The 20,159-nt window shown below is 35.0% G+C and carries 13 protein-coding genes; 2 read left to right on the top strand and 11 right to left on the bottom strand.

Annotated elements, in window-relative coordinates; translation table 11 throughout:
* Window positions 1–19: 19 nt before the first annotated feature.
* On the top strand, window positions 20–1,570 hold the full coding sequence (locus FW780_RS01690; protein WP_149831907.1) for a T9SS type A sorting domain-containing protein: 1,551 nt from the start codon (window positions 20–22) through the stop codon (window positions 1,568–1,570).
* Between the two features lie 193 nt (window positions 1,571–1,763).
* Here FW780_RS01690 and FW780_RS01685 read toward each other — a convergent pair whose 3' ends face one another.
* The 6 genes from FW780_RS01685 to FW780_RS01660 form a co-directional block, all read right to left on the bottom strand.
* Complete coding sequence (locus tag FW780_RS01685; RefSeq protein WP_149831906.1) at window positions 1,764–2,480, bottom strand: DUF3945 domain-containing protein; 717 nt, start codon at window positions 2,478–2,480, stop codon at window positions 1,764–1,766.
* On the bottom strand, window positions 2,452–3,048 hold the full coding sequence (locus FW780_RS01680; protein WP_149831905.1) for a DUF4099 domain-containing protein: 597 nt from the start codon (window positions 3,046–3,048) through the stop codon (window positions 2,452–2,454). The genes FW780_RS01685 and FW780_RS01680 overlap by 29 nt, the downstream gene beginning before the upstream one ends.
* Before the next feature lie 406 nt (window positions 3,049–3,454).
* The gene (locus FW780_RS01675; RefSeq protein WP_149831904.1) at window positions 3,455–4,042 is read right to left on the bottom strand and encodes a hypothetical protein; all 588 of its coding nucleotides are present in this window, start codon (window positions 4,040–4,042) and stop codon (window positions 3,455–3,457) included.
* Window positions 4,042–7,581 (bottom strand): DUF6443 domain-containing protein, encoded by a 3,540-nt coding sequence (locus FW780_RS01670; protein WP_149831903.1) that lies wholly within the window; start codon window positions 7,579–7,581, stop codon window positions 4,042–4,044. Before FW780_RS01670 ends, FW780_RS01675 begins: the two co-directional genes overlap by 1 nt.
* An 8-nt stretch (window positions 7,582–7,589) precedes the next feature.
* On the bottom strand, window positions 7,590–11,093 hold the full coding sequence (locus FW780_RS01665) for a hypothetical protein (RefSeq protein ID WP_149831902.1): 3,504 nt from the start codon (window positions 11,091–11,093) through the stop codon (window positions 7,590–7,592).
* Window positions 11,094–11,103: 10 nt separating this feature from the next.
* Window positions 11,104–12,654: a T9SS type A sorting domain-containing protein gene (locus FW780_RS01660; protein WP_149831901.1), complete on the bottom strand. Its 1,551-nt coding sequence runs from the start codon at window positions 12,652–12,654 to the stop codon at window positions 11,104–11,106.
* A 690-nt stretch (window positions 12,655–13,344) separates the two neighbouring features.
* Between FW780_RS01660 and FW780_RS01655 the strand changes: the two genes are divergently transcribed.
* Window positions 13,345–14,010, top strand: a complete 666-nt coding sequence (locus FW780_RS01655) for a hypothetical protein (RefSeq protein ID WP_149831900.1) — start codon at window positions 13,345–13,347, stop codon at window positions 14,008–14,010.
* 652 nt (window positions 14,011–14,662) lie between these two features.
* Here FW780_RS01655 and FW780_RS01650 read toward each other — a convergent pair.
* From FW780_RS01650 to FW780_RS01630, 5 genes are all read right to left on the bottom strand, one after another.
* Entirely contained in the window at window positions 14,663–16,750 is a 2,088-nt protein-coding gene (locus tag FW780_RS01650; RefSeq protein WP_149831899.1) for a type IA DNA topoisomerase, read from the bottom strand.
* Between the two features lie 20 nt (window positions 16,751–16,770).
* On the bottom strand, window positions 16,771–18,225 hold the full coding sequence (locus FW780_RS01645) for a DUF3945 domain-containing protein (RefSeq protein WP_149831898.1): 1,455 nt from the start codon (window positions 18,223–18,225) through the stop codon (window positions 16,771–16,773).
* 97 nt (window positions 18,226–18,322) lie between these two features.
* Complete coding sequence (locus FW780_RS01640) at window positions 18,323–18,604, bottom strand: helix-turn-helix domain-containing protein (protein ID WP_002980966.1); 282 nt, start codon at window positions 18,602–18,604, stop codon at window positions 18,323–18,325.
* 573 nt (window positions 18,605–19,177) lie between these two features.
* Window positions 19,178–19,774: a methyltransferase domain-containing protein gene (locus FW780_RS01635; RefSeq protein WP_149831897.1), complete on the bottom strand. Its 597-nt coding sequence runs from the start codon at window positions 19,772–19,774 to the stop codon at window positions 19,178–19,180.
* Window positions 19,771–20,142, bottom strand: a complete 372-nt coding sequence (locus FW780_RS01630) for a glycine cleavage system protein H (RefSeq protein WP_149831896.1) — start codon at window positions 20,140–20,142, stop codon at window positions 19,771–19,773. The genes FW780_RS01635 and FW780_RS01630 overlap by 4 nt, the downstream gene beginning before the upstream one ends.
* Window positions 20,143–20,159 lie beyond the last annotated feature (17 nt).

Genomic DNA, 20,159 nt, shown 5'->3' with positions numbered 1-20,159 from the left:
ATCAGTTAAATTAATAATCATGAAATATCAAGCGATCTTTATTGTTTTGTTATCATCTGTACGCCTCATTTTTGCTCAGGTACTTGATAATAATTTTGGAATCAATGGAAAAATGGTTTATGACATCAATGCAAATTCAAATCTTGAGAAAATAGGGTCGATGATTGCTGTGAGCAACAGTAAAATACTGGTTGGAGGTACTGACAATACCAACGCTTATCTTGTGAGACACAATTCTGACGGTTCTTTTGACACTTCTTTTCAGAGCAACGGAATCAAACAGCTTCCGTTTAAATCAATTGAAAAAATATTAAAGACAAGCAACAACGAGATGATCATTCTCGGAACTAAGCTTGCCGCCGACGGCTATTTTAACATCATCGTCTGTAAAGTTGATGAAAATGGAAATTATGTTACAAATTTCGGTACAAATGGTATCCTGGAAATCAATTTTGGCGCTCAGTCAGATGACAATGTCTTTAACGGTGAACTGCAATCTGACGGAAAAATAATTGTGGTCGGTAACAAAAGAGGCACGAATGCATTGACAGAAGGTTACGTTTTGCGTTTATTACAGAACGGTCAATTTGATACTACGTTTAATAATACCGGACTATTCACTATTGCACCTGTTAATCACCGCCATTATTTAAATGCTGTAAATATTGCTCACAATGGAACAATCGTTTGTTCAGGCTATCTTTTGCTGACGACAGGCTCCAACCAAGGTAGAATGTTTATATTAAGATTGTTACCAAACGGAACTTTGGATACTTCATTTGCCTCCGTAGGATACAGATATTTTAATGTTACGAATATAGGTAGCTCACTGTCAAATACCAATATTATTTTAAGTGACGGAAGTATTTTATTGGGCGGAGAATCATTCTCATCAAGCAATAACAATGTTTCATCTAACTTTACGATAATAAAATTCAATGTGGATGGTTCTTTTGAAAATTCTTTCGGAACGAACGGTGTTGTACAGACACTTCTTCCAAGTATCGGAGGTCAGCTGAGAAATATGAAATTAGATTCTTTAAATAATATTATCGCAGTTGGTTCTACGTACTCGGCGACCAATGGTAATGAAAATTTTGCGATGATGAAATTTAATCTATCTGGGATTTTAGATACACAATTCGGAAATTCCGGTGTTGTAATTACAGATTTTTCAGGATTTCAGGATATTCCGTATTCATCGTTGGTTTTTGATTCAAAAATAATTCTTGCAGGATTGGCTTCTTCTTCAGATTTTCCCAGCAACAGCAAATTTGCACTTGCACAATACACATACAATAACTTAGGAATTGTTGAGCCTAAAAAAGCGGATAACTTCAAGATTTTCCCGACAGTTTTTTCAGACAATATTAATATAAAATGTGAAAAAGAGACCAAAGTAAGCATTGGTATCTTTGATTATTCGGGTAAACTTATTTATGGAAAAGAAAATTTCAGATGCTCTCAGACTCCGGAACAGCTGCAACTGCCAATCTCAAAGCAAGGAGTGTATTGGTCACAAATCAATTCAGGAAATAAAATTTCTGTTCAGAAATTGATAAAGAAGTAATATTGAAGTTTCTAACTTTGTTAGGATACAATTATTATACTCTTTAACTTTAAGAGTATGAAAAAGATCAGAAAAAAGTATCCTTATTTAAAATTAACAACTCCCTAAAAGGCAGTGAAATATAAAAGATTAAACTGTAACCCCCTAAACACTTGCTTTACCCCAAAAGCAAAAGCCTTCCCACAGAAGGCTTTCATATCCCCCTCCCTCTATTTCTAACATTCCCCTTCTCTTCTTTCTTCTCCTCCTTCCAAGTATTTTTAAACGAAAACTCAAACTTCCCTATTCTCTTATCAAACCTCAAATACCCCTGATACCCCTGATACCCCTTCCCCTTCCTATCCACCAACCCATCCACATACACCACCTCCCCAGCCTTTAATTTCTCCACCTGCCATTTCTTTAATTCTTTTCCCCTAAACACTCTGGGAACTTCCCTTAAATCCGTAACTCCCATCCTCAGCAAAAACTCCACATATCTTTTATCTGCATTATACTGAACCGCTGCATTAAACAGGGTCCCCCGAGCTGAAAACATATTTTCAATATACAGCGGTTTTCCTTCCCTTAAGACCTTTCTCTGACTCTCATCCAAGGTCACTCCTTTGATCACCAGCGGAATTCTCACCCACTCAGCCCTCACCTGCACCAGCTCATTGGTCAGCCTGTCCCTGCTGATAAGAGAAGGCACTGTTTCTCCTGTAATCCCGTGAACCAGATCCACAACCCTTCCCATATTCCCACTTACCATCAGATTCCTTCTATCTTCTTCTGAAAATACATGTCCAAAGAAAGGCTTAGAAAAATCAGGCGTTCTCCTTACCGAATGAAACCTGAGTTCCACTTCTCCAAAATCATTAGCCTGAAGAGAAAGCCTAGCTTCAATCGTACCCGATATTGTCCAGTTCAATACGTACCGGAACCTGCATCGGGGTTTTATATCCTTTCAGCATCGGTTCCAAAGCCCCCAGCTCTTCCAGTCTTTCCTTATTCAAGCCCAGCTTCTCCATCATCTTCCAGTCCATCCGCTCAGCCGTATATACATACCTATTTCCAGCATCCTCTCCATTACCTGCTGTCTTCCCGTCTCCAGCCTTTCTATGCGCTTCCACCATATCAATGGAGATCTCATATTTCTTTAATTCCTGTTTCACATCATTCGGAGACTCATCCATAAACTTCTGTAATTTTAAAGCTGTCTGCTTTGCTTCATATTCCGTCACTTTAAAGAAAGAAAACTCCGAAGGTTCCTTCAGCTGGTGATAAAACGTTGAATAAAACTCAGTAAAAGAATTCTCATTACGCTCAATACTAAGCATTTCATCACGGCTCAGATCTTCAGGACTTATTCTATTTACCTCCCCATTATCACCCAATCCCTTAACAAGACCAACAGTACCCGTTTCATGATGGAGTACCAGTAAGGTATCGCCAGTCTTTTCAACTGTTTTCAGTTCTTCGTTTATATTGTTATCCATGACTTAAATATTGAGTAAGGATCTAAGATACAAAGAGAAAAAAGTTTTTTACATCAATGGCCGCTGATTATCACTATTTGGCACTCGGTGACACTACAAAGTGAAATTAAAAACATACAAAATACAAAAAACAAAATCAGAATAGGAAAATTCCTACTCTGATTTAAATATATTGGAAATATTAAACTAGTCAACCTTTTTCAGGACTGGTCATTATTAACTTATTAAATAATAAATAAACAATGATACCAATTTGAGAACCCGTTCTTGACTATTAAAATATATCAATGTAAAATCATTTAAACTATTTATAACCATCTTATATACTTGCTCTACAAAGTAAAAATGCAATTCATTGGGGATAATGTATTAAATAATTCCATTAAGATTAATAGATTAATTCTTATCATATTTGAATTGCTGATAATTTTTTATAAACGTCTTCTTTGGGCATAACATTTTTGAAATTACTGTCATTCTTAAATTTCTGCCGTATCTTTTTTATTTGTTCAATATTTACTCCATATAAGTTATCTTCTAATTCCATATAGTCAAATTCATTCATATATAGGTTTGCAATGGTCTTCATAAAATAGCTAAGACAGTCTTTTTTAAATTTAATATCTACTTTTTCATTATAAAATATATCATCCATTACATCGATCTCTAAATATTTATATGTAAATTCTACCAAAGAATACAAAGAAAAAGGACTTGTAAAGTTTTCAATCAAAGTGATTACATCATTAAAAGTTAGCTTTTCCCATAGCTCTGGTAAACATACAAATAACTGAACACTATAGGTCGGGTTCATTTTTTCTAAATTGTAAAAAAGAAATTCTAAATGATTCGCTGATAATACTCTTCCTAAATAATTATTATCAACTATATAAAATCTGTCTATTGGGTAATATTTTAACTGTCCTGTTTTTCTATCATTAAACAAAGAATCTGATAATTCTTTTATAGGCGATGTGATATTAATTTTATTCATTATTCTTTAAATATTGTTAACTTAGCGTTACTTGTGTTTACTCCTGCTTTAGATATTATTGATGGGAAATTTTGTGCTTCCTGAGCGGAAGGAGCATAATGTCCTGAAACATTATTTATTTCTACGATTTGACCATTGTGCAATCTTATCTGCCCCGCGGCTTGTACATTATTAGCTTCCCCAGACAAATAATAATGACCAGATCCAACTTTTAAATCTCCTGACTTAGTAACAACAAAATCAAAACGCCCATTCGCATTACCTCCTATTGAAATATTACCTTCTCTTACTGTTAGTCCTAAGCTTTCACCAACTTGTGGTGCTGTACTTTTTGCAGGTATTAAATTGCTTGCTTCTTCTATTGCATTAACTGCTTTTGTTGCTCGCCCATAGCCACCCCACATATTGTATCCACCACCACCGAAATCTAGCATTTCTTCTCTTTTACTATTCCCAATTAATCGAAAAATCCTATCTGTTTTTGTTTCTCCTTCATTATAAAATGGACTAGCCTGCCATTGGCGATAAGAGTTTAATCCTCCATATTTATCGGCATTGGTCTTAGAACTATATTGATGAGCAAGAGCATTTTGGATTGCATTCCAAGTTCTTATCAGAAAATTATTTGTTTTTCGTCTAACCGTTATTACAATTTCCTCTATATTATAAGTTTTTCCATCAGTTCCATCTCCCGGGCCTCCGACAGGAGCTCTCCCATCAGGATCAATAAATCTTATTGGATTATTAAAAGCATAGTTATAAGGACTATAACTCCTCATTTCAGTAGCCAATGGATCGACTACTCCCCATCTACCCAAATCAGGCATATAGAATCTAGCTCCATAATCATACATTCCAGTTTCCTGAAGCTCCTTGCCGTTATATTTATACTGATAAGCATTCTGCGTTGTAGCTGTATAATTATGCAGTAATCCAAAAGGATAAAAATCATTTACTTCTACAATTTCTCCTGGCTTCCATTCACCCAGGCAACCAAATATTGGGGAACATGTTGATGTATTATATCTCCTTGGCTGGATAATACCATCTCCATTTGTATCGGTATAACTTAATCTTACATTTCCCAAATGATCTGTAAAATTATAGACATACTTGTTGAGAAGAGCATCATAATATCCTTCAGAAGTAGGAATTATTCTCAATTTCAATTCTGGAATCTCATTAGGATCAGGAATGAAAGTTCCTTCTCCATCCCAGGATTCTCTTAAAAATGTAGTTTTATACTGGAAGCCATCCAGATAATGGGTCTCCAGATCTCCAAAGAGCTTCTTTACTTTTACGCCGTCTGCTCTGTAAAGATAGCTTGTCAATTTTGAGTTTTGGGTAATCTTATCTGGTAAATTTAAATAATTATATTCAATAGAGGAAATCCCTTTATCCAAATGTTTAGTCATGTTTCCATTCCCATTGAGATTTCCATTATCATATTCAATAGAATTAGGAACAGCAAGATAAGGGTAACCTGAAGGATTCTGCTGTTCATCGGTTACTTTTATCAGCCTGTTTCCGGAGTAATCATATTTAAGATTATCGATGCTCATTGCCACAGTGCTTCCCGGAAGAATACCTTCGGATCTTTTAAGCCGTGTAATATTTCCGTTAAGATCATATTCTGGCTTTTCAAAATATTCTTTAGCAACTTCTGCTCCTGTTTTCTGATAGAACCCTGCTGACAACCTGTTTAAACTATCATAAACATACCCATATCTTTTCAACGGCTCATTATCTTCTGTTAATGTTTTCCATGATACTTCAGCGATATTTCCGTTATATTTTGGTTTTACCTTTAAATCAGAAAAATCCGAGTTAGGCATTTCCAATCCTTCTACCTGATTATAATTGATCTTATAACCAAAAAGATCGCTCCCTAAGTTGGCAGGATCATTGATCTTTGTCATCCACCCCCGGATATTATATTGGTAATCTACTGTCTGTAATGGGGATGCAGCAGCCGTTCCTCCTACTTTCTTAGATTCCAGCTGGGAGATTTCATTGTACTTATTCTGGGTCAGGTATTCAACACGATTGCTGCCCACCTGATGGGTGCGGGTCAGAAGCCTGTTCTGCGGATCATAGGTGAATTTTTCTACGATAGCCTTTTCAGGATCTGCAGCAAGTCTTTTATGATAAGTATTGGTCTGAAGGATAACACCTGCAAAATCAAGTTTATTGTTGACCACGGTATATCCTCCTAAATGATTGTTACTTCTTGAACCAATGTTCCTTCCTTTGGTATCATACCATATAAAATTTCTGGTCCATTTATCATCTTCTATATTTTTGATATAGGAAGCAGTAAGAAGTCCTTTGGTCGTTTGTTCATTAGCCGGATTATCGGTAAGAAGAGGCTGGGCAAACACATTGGTGACCGCAGAGGAGCCTGCAGGATAAGTATCATAATAATTAACACTTAAGACCTGGGCCAGACTTCCCGGGAGAGCCCTATTGGTATAATAAATAGGCATTCCGCTTACTGTAAAAGAACCAGCGCTTCTTATCTCAAACGTATAAGCAGCTCCTGTAATAGTAGTTTGCAAAGACTGTCTCGTACTATTATTATTGGTAATAGCTGTAAACACTACTCTTCCAAACTGGTCATATTTGGTAACAAGCCATTGTCCTTTTGTTCTTAATAGAGCATCCTGGCTCATCACCAACTGATCGGCATTGTTATAGATCATATATTCCCAGCCCTTACCAGGAAGCTTTTTTTCTATAAGACGGTTTCTTCCATCATATTTATACTGATAGCATAAATCATTCAGTACGGTATTAGGATCTGCTTCTAAAGAGGCTTTGGGAGGGATTACAAACGCCAATTGGTCATAATCATTGAAAACATAATAGGTATTGGCGCTTTCTGTAGCACTGATTACTTTTCTGACCAATATAACCTGCCCCTGTCCGTTTTTAAATTCTATAGTTACGTTTCCGTCTTCGTCGGTTACCGTATTTTTATACAGCTGCCCTGTTCCGTAAGAACCTGATAAAATTAGTTGAGAAGTAAAATTGTTATAATCAAAAGTGGCAGTATATCTTTTAACCTCGCCATCCGCATTGGCATCATATTCAAATTGTACAGGTTTGTTATCCCAGGCAGTTCCCACTTGTTTTTGTGCTAAAACACGGTCTAAGGGTGAGTTTTCAATAATCTTCTCTGAATAGATTTTCTCTGAACCATAAGGGGTACTGCTCACATTGGCTAATGGATCGGTAATAATACCGCCATTGAGAGTTCCTCCCTGTGGAACAGGAAGGTAATCCTGAACCTGTCTTCCGAACTGATCATATTTAATGGGAATAACTACATCTTTCCCTAATGGAGAGGCTTTTACGTTGACAATTTGTTTAGCTCTTCCCAACCCGTCAAAATACTGAACGGTTTCTGTGCTTTTAATATTAGGGAGCGTAGGATCTGATAAATACGTCTTTGAATAGACATAGTTTTCTGTATTGGTAAGCTGTGCCTGGGCAGTTCCAATAATAAGAATCCCTATAGGAATTATAAGTTTTTTCATGATGGTGTTTAATTTTTATAATTGTATTTGAATTCTTTCAGCGTCTTATAAATCATATTTCCACTGCTGTCTTTTTCCTGCTGACGGATTTCTTTTAATCGGTTTGATGGATCATAGATATAAAACTCACTAATTCCTGATGGTGGCGTGATACTTCTTACTCCAACTAATGGATCATAGGTGTAGGTGGTAATCTGATAACCGGACAATCCAGTATTAGCTCTGAAGGTATTCAATGCTGATAAGAAGGCTGTTTCATCGTTGTTGGGAGCTGCTGATGCATCTGTATTGGAAGCTGTCACAATAGGATCAATTAAGGACTGTTGAATATCAGCTAATTTGGCTCCTTCTATTTTGGCAATGGGCTGGGTTTGGTTGTAACCCCAAACGATCACTGTTGAAACACCATTTTTTGCAGTATATTGTTGTAAATTTCCTTTGGAATCGTATTGATTATAGACAACCATTTTTTCCATATCGTCAGAGTACAAATTTTTGTTAAGCACTTCATAAGGTATTGGAAGGCTTGACGTTTTTAAGTCTGCATCAGCTTGGGATAATGGATATTGAGTTTTTATTTTGGAAATAATATTGCTATTCTTTTTTACTTCAGTTTCCAGTGGAATTCCAGTAATTCCTTTACTAAATAAATAAGGATTATTACCTCCTTCAGAATATTTATAACTTGTAATTATCGTCTGGTCAGGATTTATTGCTTCATGTTTCTCAACTGATCCAAGGGTATTATAAGTGAAATGTTCTTTGCTTTCGATAATTTTATTGCCAAAATATCGTTGGGTCATTATAGAATCAATTTTATGAGATTCTGCCATCATAGGAGTAGTATAAAAATGATATTTAGCAATACCGTCATACTCTCCAGTTGAGGCTATTATAGGATCTTTTCCACTCAATAAAAACTTCTTTTCAGCTCTAACACTATAAAATTGATTAAATGGTACTAGATTTTTGTATTTATATGTGACAGATTCAATAGGATTATTATTTGCATCTTTGATCACTTTTTGTTGTAAAAGTCCATTAAGCTGATTTTTAATTACAGGGAAGTAGTCTGCTACAGCATTTTCTACATTATTATAATGATATTCAGTTTTTCCTTTTATTTTTAACGGGTTATTAACATCCACTGTACTTTCAGTAATTTTACCATATCCCACTGCATCATATTCACCAGACGAAATCTGGTCCGTAATAGACCAAAAACTGTTATAGGAATAAGAACCTGAACAGTTGGTTGCCTGTCCGCAATTAAAACAGTAATAATCCATTTGCCTTAAAGGACTTATTTTATTTTGAAGAACGCCACTTTCATATTCATATTGTTTCCATTCTGCTAAAGTTCCCTGACCAGAATAATTTTTTAAGGATTTTATTCTGGGTCCGTGACCATAAGAAGTAAAATCACTTCCTATATCAGGTTTTTTAACGATAGTAAAAGAAACTTTAACGCCTGCGGAATGGTAAATATCTGCAGCTTGATACATACTGTTATCAATATTTAAAACCACTCTATTTTGAATTGTTGGATCATTATAATTGATAAAGTTGAATACCCCATCCATCTGAAAATTATAATTCTGACTGAAATCAGTATTATTAGTAAGTTCCCCGAACTTCCATTCTTTAATAACTTCCAATACAGTTTCCCCGCCACCTGCATTCTTTTTAATTTTTAGCAGTTTAATACTGGCATTAGCATTAGCCATCTGATAGTAGTTATATCTTTTAGACTGTGGGCCAGTAGGACCGCCATCAAATCCGCCTGAAAATTCAGCATGAAAGTTCAAAGAACCTCCTTTGTCGTATGGAAAATCATATATATTGTTTAAAGGACTATATCCCCCAATACCATTGTTATTAAGATGGATTGTCTCGCTGAGGTTGAATATCTGGTCATGACTAGGGATAAACTGATTCTTAAAGGAATTAAGCTCATATTCATAATCAGTATAGCCCTTAGTAGGATATTCAATTCTTTTAAGCATATAAGAACTTACAAAGTCTTTATTAGAATATCTATTATTCCCTTCGTAATATACTGGTACTCCCATTGCGGGAGTGAGATAAAAGCTTAAATCAGGTAATAAATTATTATTATAGTGTCCGTTGTAGTATCCCCAGAAATCTTTAGCAAAAGAAACTTTTGGAGGTAAGGTAGCGGAAAGCTCATAGTCAAATTTAAATTCTTCATTGCTACTGATCTTGTTACCGATATTATCATAACTAAAAAAAGAAACTTTATCCAGCTTTAATCTTTTACCAAATGCATCTTTCATCTGAGTAAAGTTTTGCAATTCAGTAATGGCAGATGGAAAATCATCCTGATAAGGGAAATAGGTATAAATAAAATCTAAAGATTTAAATTTTTTGTTATTTCTTATATTTATAAAATCAATAGATTCAAGTCTCTTAAGATTGTTCCAAGTGTATAGATTAATATCCTGTCTATCTCCAAGGTTAAAAATTACTTCAAGTTCATCTGTTTTAATTTTTTTCAAAATTTTCACATTACTATTATTTAATGTGGCCTGTGCTGGTTCAAACTGATAATTTATTTTTCCATAACACATATCAGTGGGGCCTAAACTATAAGCAGAAGTTCTGATATTTCTCTGTTGGGAAAAAGAATAAAAATTATAATTTGCATCCTGATACTCAAAAGAGATCTGCTTCGTATTTGGAAATACTATTTTGCTGATTTTATAGCTTCTACTTGAAAATTCTTCTGATAAAGGCGTTCCATTGTAGCTGGAAAATATTTCTTTTTGACCAAAATAATATTTTATCCCATTATCATCAGTAGCTATAATCTGATCATTATAAACTTCAAATTTTATATCTTCACTTTTCTCCAACTGAAGAATCTCACGGGTCTGAAGATTAATGAAAAAACTTCCACTATGTCCAAAGAAATTAAATCTGAAAATATCTACCTCAGCATTTTTTTTATATACTATATCATTTACAACTGTATTTCCATCAGATCCGCTTGGAGATGATGGAGGGAAACATCCTGGGTTTTGCTGGTTACCGATAGTACACCAATCATAATCAACAAATCCTTTTTGTTTTACCACTTTAAACCTTCCTGTTCCTCCCGGATATAATTCAAGTCTGTTATAAAATGGGGTATATTCGTTTGGGGTAGCATAACTTACATCATTCTGATCCGCCTTTCCTTTGACATCTTGATATATTACGCCCTCGGGCATCAGATTCCAGCCTAATCCTACCCATGTAGCCTGATCATCCAGTTTAATACCGGACGCATTATAGTTCAAATTAATAGGTAGTTCAAATCCTGCTTCACGAATTGTATAGATAGGAACATTCGTTTGTGCTACTCCTGTATATGTACCAACAGGAACATCTCCAAACCTTTTAAACATTGCCACTTCAGGTGAAGTGGGAAGGTTAATGTTATTTTGATTTTGTGCATTTAAGTCAGCTAAATTTAAAAGCCACAATATTATGACAAATACCTTTTTCATTATTTATATTTTATTTTTTAATCAGCTTTGCATTCGCCGTTTTATTTGTATCAGTTTTTATCGTCACCAGATAAGCCCCCTGCACCAAAGCCTGGGTATTGATCTTGGTTACTCTATTTTTTGTTTTCAGACTCTGAAGCTGTCTTCCACTCATATCATATAACAAAATATCAGCATCCTTAAAATCAAAGCCGATTTCTACATAAGCATAATCTGAAACAGGGTTCGGATAGATCTTGATATCATATTGGGGAAGAAGCTCACTTACCTGCTTGTCACCCAGCTTTATAATCTTCCAGTTTTCTTTACCCAGTTCTTCTGCGCTCGTTCCTGCCAGAATAATAGAACCATCTTTATTCAGCTTTAAATCTGAAAGTCTTTCTTCTTTTTGTTTACTTTCTCCTTGCACATGCTTTCTCCATTGCTCATTGCCGTTCTGATCAATATAGAGCATCCAGAAGGTTTCATCATCGGTTTGTATTCTTCCTTCAGCTTGAGTATAGCCCCCTAATAGAATTCCTTTCGAAGATTTATCATCTGCAGAATGAATCACACTCATCCCCATCAGGATATCTCGATTTTTAAAATTGTAGGATTTTTGCCACTGTTCTTCGCCTCTTTCATTTAAAGATATCAACCATAAGTCTGATCCTTCTTCAAGGCCTACTGTTTTATTTCCTGATCTTTCTGATCTGGATTCTCCACCAATGACAAAGCCAGTTGAAGTTAATGCCAGGGTTCTCAAATGGTCATCTCCTTTTCCTCCAAAATTCTTTTCCCATTCTACCTTTCCGTTTTTGTCCAATTTAATAATCCAGTAGTCACCTTCACCAAAGTTTTCTGTCTGTTTACCCGTCTTATCTCCACTTACAGCTTCACTTCTGGAATAAATTCCCAGTAATGCTCCACCGTCTTTCGTTGGGATCATCTTTTCAACTTCATCAAGTCCGCGTCCTCCCAATGTTTGTTCAGATAATATTTTCCCATCTTTGTTGAGTCTTACAATCCAGACGTCCTTAGAACCATAACCTTTAATGGAGTTTTGTACATTCCCCGCAACAAAGAATCCCTGATCGATAGTCTGGATAACTGCTCTCGCTTCTTCATTCGAAGAGGTGCCTAATGTTTTCTGCCACAATTCATCACCAAATTCATTGATCCGAATGAGCCAAATGTCTGATCCTCCCTTTGAGTCTTCTTTTTTATCAAGTCCTTTTTCTGAATAGGACGTCCCAGAAATCAGAAAACCACCGTCCTGGGTAGTGACAGTGGAAGATAAATAGTCGTGATTATTTCCTGATAAATATTTCTCGAAAACCTGTTCTCCCTGCTGATTCAATTTTATCAGGTGAAAGTCATAACCATTGTTTTGTTTGCTATTTTGTTGGAGTTTATCCGTTTGGATACTACTTCCCACGATAAGGTATTGCCCATCAATGGTAGTAGTAATCTGGCTTAAAAAATCCTGTGAATTGGACTTTATGTCTTTCTGCCAGAGTACCTCTTGAGCAAATATCCCAATAGTGCATAAGAATAATGCACCCATGTAGAGTTTTTTCATGCTATATTGTAGTTAACGTTAATAAATAGTGGTTTATAGTCGTGTATATTAGAAATACACAAACTGTATAGAATAATTATTGTTCATGGTTATGTTTTTTATGCCTGCAAAATTAAGCCTTTTAAAGTTCGCCCAAATGAAATTGATTAACTTTTTTTAATAAGGCAAAGATATATCTGTAAAACGACAAAATACGTCGTATTATATTTTTACTAAAGCATAAATTGCTATCCATGGCTTAAATTATTGTATTACTTAATATATAAAGTCAAATGGTAGTCTCTGAAAAACCATATTGAAAACCATCTAAATAATCTGTTATATAAAGTACTCAACTAAAGATACGTTGTGTATAATTTACAGTTTAATAAATAGCACAACAAAAATTTTTACTTTGGAAAAGGTACAGCAGCTCAGCCTCAGAGAAAAGACCAATAATGGACCTTAGTTGACTGATGAAACTTCAAATTTAATACGACGAGTTTTGTCGTTTCAAGCTTGTATATTTAAGTATTAACAAAAAATATAAATAAAATTTTGATTTATATGATAAAATATTTATTTTCGTCAAATAACAATAATCATGAAAATCCCAGAGCATTAAAGTAAATAATTTAAGGTTTGGTAATTATTTACGTATTATCACAAACCATTCACAATTATATATACAAACAAATTAAACTAAAGAAAATGAAAAAAATTTTAACTGTTCTTACAATCGTGTCCTTATCCCTTTTCACATCTTGTTCAAATAATGATAATAATGTCGATGATAATCTTGTGTCATCAAAAACCATTTCAAATAATCAAGCAGCAAAATCAGATGAATTAACTGAAGATGAATTAGTAAAACAATTATCTACAGACGAGAATTTTATAGAATATGGAAGTATCATATTTTCACTTTTCGAGAATATGCCTAATAAAGAAGGTTTCCGAACGAACTTTAATCAAGCTAATTTTGAAAGTGGAAAAGAAGCGTATTTCGTAGAATTAACAGGATATTCAAATGATGAAGTATCAGAATCTCTTGATAAAATGAATGATTTACTAGCAACTCTCTATGACAAATATCCTCAATTAAAGTATAACGGTGAAAATAAAGAATTTATAGAAAGAGTTATCGGAAAAGCTGATTTTATTGTTGAAGAAAATCTTGCTTTGGCCGGAAAAAGAAACCCAGCCTGCCAAGCTTGTGTAACCAAATGGAAACCAAGAATGATCGCAGCTACTGTAATTGGTGGAGTTGTTGGAGGAGCTTCAGGAGGTTTCTTCGGAGCTTGGGGAGGTGCTGTTATAGGCTTTGTTGGTGCTGGATGGGGAGCTGTTGACTGTCTAGAAGCTGCAGGTTGCTAAAATATATTATGTATGAAAACACTAAAATCTAAAGATATTATTATTTTAATTATGTCTTTTATCGGCGTAATGTTTTTCGCCTATATCTGGTTAAGTCCAGATTATAATAATGCTTTAAATTACAATTATTTACAAAATAATTTTGGACAGTTTACTTTTTTTGGATTTCTAATGTTATTTGTTTATAATTTTTTAAAGCTTATTGGGAAAGAAAAATTATTCTTAATATTCTCTATTATATCTTTTGCTGGTATTTTCATTTTATATCTATTATCGAAGATATTTTTGTGGCCCTTTACAATTGTTCTCATAATATCTCTTTTATTCTTCTTGTCAAGAAAATGGTTAAATTATAAGAGAATATAAAATATTTTTATCTTACTCTTACATTGTTTTCTACATCAGAAATTAAAAGTTATATTTTATATGACAGTTTATAAAAAATGATTGGTTCTACCGCAGAGAGGTAAAGCCAATATTGATTTAGCAATCCGATGCTCCCAGTTCTCCTGTAAGTCTCCTTTCATAATTAATAATGAACCATGCGGCGATGGTAAAAACCGTAGATGAAAAAGGGGTTAAATTTGGATAAAAATATAAAATATAGAAGCAGCTCATTGGCTGCTTCTTTACATTATTATTTTTCTTGAAATTAATTCTTCTTTTCAAATTCAAATGATGCACTAAAATCATTTTTTAGAATGATAAAAGCATCAAACTTTTTACCGTTTTTGTTTTTCATGCCCTTAATTAATGATGTTTTGTTTTGAGTTAGTAACAAAGTAAGATCTTTAATACTGAGTTGTATTCCACATGTAATTCTGAAGAGAATCCAGTTACACTGTTCATCTGGGCATTTGACAATTTTAGCTTTGATAATAAGAGTATGTTTTTGGCATTTAGGGCATTTTAATTGTGGTATATTTTCTTGAGGAATATAGAGTGATAAAAGTTCGCTGGTGATTTCTGCTGTGTAGTGTTGGATGTCGTTCATGAATTGGTCTTTACTGAGTTCATCTTTTTCAATTCTATCCAGTGCTTTTTCCCATTCTGCGGTCATTTGGACATTAGCTATTTTTTTGTCTTTGACAAGGTTGTAAACCTGTAGGCCTTTATCTGTAGGATGTAGCGTTTTGCTTTTCCTGATAATATAGTTTCTGCTGAGCAGCGTTTCGATAATGGAGGCTCTGGTGGCTGGGGTTCCAATGCCGATATTGGAGAGTGCTTTTTGTTCTTCTTTGTTTTCAATAAATCTGCCTGCATTTTCCATCGCTGATAAGAGATCAGCTTCAGTAAAAAGTTTGGGAGGTTGCGTTACTTTTTCCAATAGTTCTGTTTTTGATATTTTCAGCTCATCTCCGATTTTGAGTTCCGGAAGTTCAGTAAGGACTTCATGTTTATTATCGAAATTTTCATTGTCAGTGAGAATTCCTTTGATGGCACGCCAGCCCTTGTTGAGTATTTTTGATCCCTTGATCTGGAATTCATAATGATATACTTTTATCATGATATGGCTGACTTGTTTGGTACAGGCATGGGATAGGGATTCCAATAAGCGGTAAGCAATCATCTCGTAAATGGATTTTTCCGTAGCGCTAAGTGCGGATGGAACTTTCGTAGTGATGAGTAAACCGTGATGATCTGTCACTTTTAGATCATTTACAATCCGCTTGTTGAAGTTTCCGAATTTTAAAGTTGATATGGGTGTCTTGAAATGATCGGTTGCATTAAGAATTCTGACCAGTTCAGGAATTTCAGGCCATACATCTTCAGGAATATACTTGCTGCCGGTTCTGGGATAGGTAATGAATTTCTTTTCATATAAGTTTTGGGCAATCTGTAAAACCTCATTGGCAGAAAGGCCCAGTTTACTGTTGGCTTCTTTCTGTAATTCCGTGAGGTCGAAAAGTAAAGGAGACTGCTCTTGTACTGTTATAATGGATACATCTTCTACAACAGCTCTTCCCTCCCGCTCTATGGATTTTTGGATTTGTTCTGCCTGCTTTTTTTCTTCCCACTGCAATAATGAAAGGCTGGTGAAATCTGTATATTCTTTTCTGTGGCTCAACTGAATCTGAAAGTATTTTTGCTTGGTAAAGTTTTGATGCTGAAGAAACCGTTGACAGATTAAAGCAAGGGTTGGTGTTTGTACTCTGCCTAATGAATAAACATCTTGGTTCCCTGCGATGGTTAATGCCTGGGTAGCATTGATTCCAACCAGCCAGTCCGCTTCACTTCTGGCTTTAGCAGCTTGATACAAACCGTCAAAGGCATCGCCTGGCTGAAGGCTTTTAAAACCGTCCTGTATTGCCTTTTCGGTAAGGGAACTGATCCAGAGTCTTTCAAAAGGTTTGTTGCATTGTAGGTAGTGATAGATATAGCGGAAGATCAGCTCTCCTTCCCTTCCTGCATCTGTTGCTACAATGATACTGCTGCATTGACTGATAACTTGTTGTATGGTGTTGAGCTGTTTTAAAGCGGAAGGATCAGGCTCATAGCCTTTTGCTTTCTTTAGCTTTTTGGGAGTTAGAATAAAAGGGTTGGGAAAGATAGGCAAAGAGGCTTTGTTAAAGCCTCTTATACCATAATCCTCCGGCATTCCTAATGCGATCAGATGTCCTAATGCCCAGGTGACACAATATCCGTTACCAGATAAATAACCATCTTTCTTTTCATGGGCTCCTAACAATTGTGCGATTTCTCTTGCAACGCTGGGTTTTTCTGCGATGATTGCTTTCATATGATGGATTTAGATGTTTATTATAGTTTTCGTCCTCTTGGTTTTCTAACCTTTTTTTGCTGGTCTTCCTGCTGTTTATTAACAGGCTGTTGCTGTTTTGATTCTAAAGGCTCCTTCACATTTTTAGTAGCTTCATTGGTTTTTCCCTGTGAATTAACCGCTGTTTGGGTTTTATGTTCTTCTGAAGGTTTTGCCTGCTCTTTAAGTTTATTAGGATGAGTGAATGAGAAATCAGTTTTGGAGGTTTCTTTGTTGAAGGTAATATAACCTTGATAGGCTTTACCTTTAGCATCGGTAAGACCATCAACGTACACGGTTTGCCCGGCTTTGAACTTTTCATATTGTGAATCGTCCAGTTCTTTTCCTCTGAATACTTTGGGTGCTTCCTGATCTGTAGGTTGAGTTTGTTGTTGGTTATAATAATGTTGTTGACTTTGTTGGAGTGCCTGGTTATTGTTGAATAAAAATTCTACATACCGCTTATCTGCATTGAACTGTACGGTGGCATCGAAAAGTTCACCTTTTTTAGAGGTCATGCCTTCAAGATACAGTGGACCTCCTTCCAGTAGGGTTTGTTTCTGATGTTCATCAAGTTTTATTCCCTTGATTTCATCAGGAATTTTCATGTACTCCGCTCGATAGGCAACCAATTCATTGGTAAGGCGGTCACGGCTGATGACTGATGGAATGATTTCATCTGTTTTAGGATTGACAAGATCTACTACCCTGCCCATATTCCCGGTTTCTTTGAGATTCTTCTTGTCTTCATCCGTGAACTGATGACCCAGAAATTTATTATTGAGACTGGGCTCTTTTCGGATTCCATGCAGATGAACGGCAACCTGTCCTGTATCTCCTGTTTGAAGAGATAATCGAACATCCATCTTACTAACCGCCGTTCCCAGATTAATAGTGATGGGAATTAATGTATTGGTTTTAAAACCTCTGAGTAATGAATCCATAGCGTTCATCTTTTCAAGCTTCTCCTGATTAAGTCCGAACTTTTCCATCGTTTTCCAGTCGATCTGTTCAGGCTGAAAACGATATTCCTGATTGTCTGTGTTGTTGTCCATTGTATTTTGGTTTTTTGGATTGCTGTTATTCTTTGGTAACACTTGATAGTCTTTCAGCTTTTCTTTTTCTTCGGGGGATGCCTGATCAACATATTTTTGAAGATCCTTAGCGGTATTAACAGCATCGTATTCTGAAACTTTGAAAAAGTTGAAATGCGTGGGATTTTTAAGCTGCCGATAAAAATTGGAAAAGAAGTTGGAAAAAATATCTCCGTGTTTATCTACCCTAATCAGCTGCTCATTATCCTTTTTTTCTTTTGGAGGAACTTTTTGAAGATTCCCATCTTGATCAATTCCTTTGACCATTTCAACCTGGTTAGTATGAATGTTCAGGACAAGGAGTGTGTCTGTTGAGGGTTTGAGTTCATCGGACTCCTGAGAGTTTATTATTTCTTCTTCCATTTTGTTTTATTTAATGGAACGAAGGTATAGGTCAATTAAGAGACTCGTAAGAATTGGAATGATGATGAATGATTTGGCTGTTAATGTCTTATTATCGTTAAGAGTTTAAGCACTCTCTGATCAATTGATGGACATCCGAAAGCTTATAGTACAGCTTTCCGCTGATGGTATAGTAAGGCAGCTTTTTATCAGTTCGGTACCGCTGTAATGATCGGGAACTTATTTTTAATAGCTGTAAAACATCTTGGTTATCCAGAAGCTGCTCTCCGTCTACTTCTATAAATCTGGATTGGTTCTTAAGCATTTGCTCTTTCAGTAGATCAAATCTTTCCATGATTCTCTCCATCCAGGCTATAAATTCTGTTCTTTCGATATTCATAATGGTGATTTTTATGATTGCTGGTGATGTAAAATTGATCAACAGAAATCATATAAAATCACTACTTTTTCGTAGTTACGAAGAGATTTTTCACAACCTCGATTTTAAACTAAAAGTGCAAAAAATTTTAATTCTATCATTGGTATAAAAAAGTCTCCTCATAAAGGAAACCTAAAGAGTAATGATAGTTGGAAAGTTTTAATTTCAAATATGCTATAATTGTAAACAAAATCAATTACAAAAAGGTATTGCTACAAAATTGTAGCAATACCCAAAAAAATATACATAATATTCAGACCTATGTATTTCTGTTTATAAAAAATTAAATCTAACCTTATTAAAATACCAATCTAAGTTCATTATTATTCATGCTTTTCAGACCAGCCAACCGTATAATTAATTGATCATAAATTTTCTTACTGAAGGCTCAAATAATTGGATGTTTCAGGAGAAAGGTTCTATGTTAAAGAGCCTTTTGGATTGATATCAGCAACATCTTTCCAGTTGAAGTTGTACCATATTCAAGACATCAATCCCAAGATACTTTTTATAGCATTCTTTCAATGCTTAAAGTCAGTATACTTTTTTCCAAAAGCTTAAAAAGCCGTTACAGGCTGAATCTACCAGATCAAAACTTCTCGGAATTTCGTCCCATTTACTCCAATACGTAACCAGGCGGGTTCCAACAGGAGTTGTTTCTAATTGTTCTTTAACATAACCTGAATAAATATCATATAAATTCTTATCAGGAAGTATTGAATTATCAATCGGATTAGAGGTATCTATATTTTCAAAAAAAGAATTGAAAAAGTAGAAGGCTTCAAAATCGGAAAAATCAATTTCATTGATATTGGAGTTGATAAATTCTACATTGGTGATATTATGTCGGTCTGCTATTTTCCTTGATATTTTAGTAAGTGAAGCTCTTTGCTCTACACCATAGAAAAACCCTTTGGTAGAAGCAGCGCCTACCAGGCAAAACTTTCCAGCTCCTGCCCCAATATCAAGTACTTTTTTCCCGGACTCTTCTACCAGATATTCTGCCGCCATTCTGGCAACCGTTACTGGAGTCCAGTGTCTTTCCGCTGCCGCTTTTATATTGGGAGGATAAAGTTCATTAAAAACGGCATCCTTTACATCCATATTCTCTCTAAGCTGTTTAAAAATCATTTTATTATTTGTGTATAGTCCTCATAAGTTAAAAGCTCATTCGTAGATATGTAGGTAGAAAGAATTAAAAACCAGCAGTTATAAGGGTCTGTATTAATATGGGAAGGTTTTACAGCTATATTTTGATTAACTTCCATAATTTTAGAGTCACAAGAAGCAACCAACTGAAAAGTCTTATTGATTCCATAAACAATTCCAAAGACAGTTCCTTTTTTTAAGCTTTTTTTCTGCAAATTAAATTCAACAAGATGAATTTCTCCTATTTCCTTTTGAGCGAAATCTGTAATTCCAATACAAAAATCGTATAATCCAATTTTTCTCAACCACAAATGGTTTTCCGTATAATAAAGGTTCTTAGGAACAAGCATATAATTATTAATCTGAC

This window comes from Chryseobacterium sediminis (assembly GCF_008386505.1).
Taxonomy (GTDB): domain Bacteria; phylum Bacteroidota; class Bacteroidia; order Flavobacteriales; family Weeksellaceae; genus Chryseobacterium; species Chryseobacterium sediminis.
Note: the sequence above shows the minus strand (reverse complement) of the source record. Positions and strands in the feature narration are given on the sequence as shown.

Coding starts and splice junctions, on each gene's coding strand:
- FW780_RS01690 (WP_149831907.1), top strand. CDS start 20: ATGAAATATCAAGCGATCTTTATTGTTTTGTTATCATCTGTACGCCTC.
- FW780_RS01680 (WP_149831905.1), bottom strand. CDS start 3,048: ATGGATAACAATATAAACGAAGAACTGAAAACAGTTGAAAAGACTGGC.
- FW780_RS01675 (WP_149831904.1), bottom strand. CDS start 4,042: ATGAATAAAATTAATATCACATCGCCTATAAAAGAATTATCAGATTCT.
- FW780_RS01670 (WP_149831903.1), bottom strand. CDS start 7,581: ATGAAAAAACTTATAATTCCTATAGGGATTCTTATTATTGGAACTGCC.
- FW780_RS01665 (WP_149831902.1), bottom strand. CDS start 11,093: ATGAAAAAGGTATTTGTCATAATATTGTGGCTTTTAAATTTAGCTGAC.
- FW780_RS01660 (WP_149831901.1), bottom strand. CDS start 12,654: ATGAAAAAACTCTACATGGGTGCATTATTCTTATGCACTATTGGGATA.
- FW780_RS01655 (WP_149831900.1), top strand. CDS start 13,345: ATGAAAAAAATTTTAACTGTTCTTACAATCGTGTCCTTATCCCTTTTC.
- FW780_RS01650 (WP_149831899.1), bottom strand. CDS start 16,750: ATGAAAGCAATCATCGCAGAAAAACCCAGCGTTGCAAGAGAAATCGCA.
- FW780_RS01645 (WP_149831898.1), bottom strand. CDS start 18,225: ATGGAAGAAGAAATAATAAACTCTCAGGAGTCCGATGAACTCAAACCC.
- FW780_RS01640 (WP_002980966.1), bottom strand. CDS start 18,604: ATGAATATCGAAAGAACAGAATTTATAGCCTGGATGGAGAGAATCATG.
- FW780_RS01635 (WP_149831897.1), bottom strand. CDS start 19,774: ATGATTTTTAAACAGCTTAGAGAGAATATGGATGTAAAGGATGCCGTT.
- FW780_RS01630 (WP_149831896.1), bottom strand. CDS start 20,142: ATGCTTGTTCCTAAGAACCTTTATTATACGGAAAACCATTTGTGGTTG.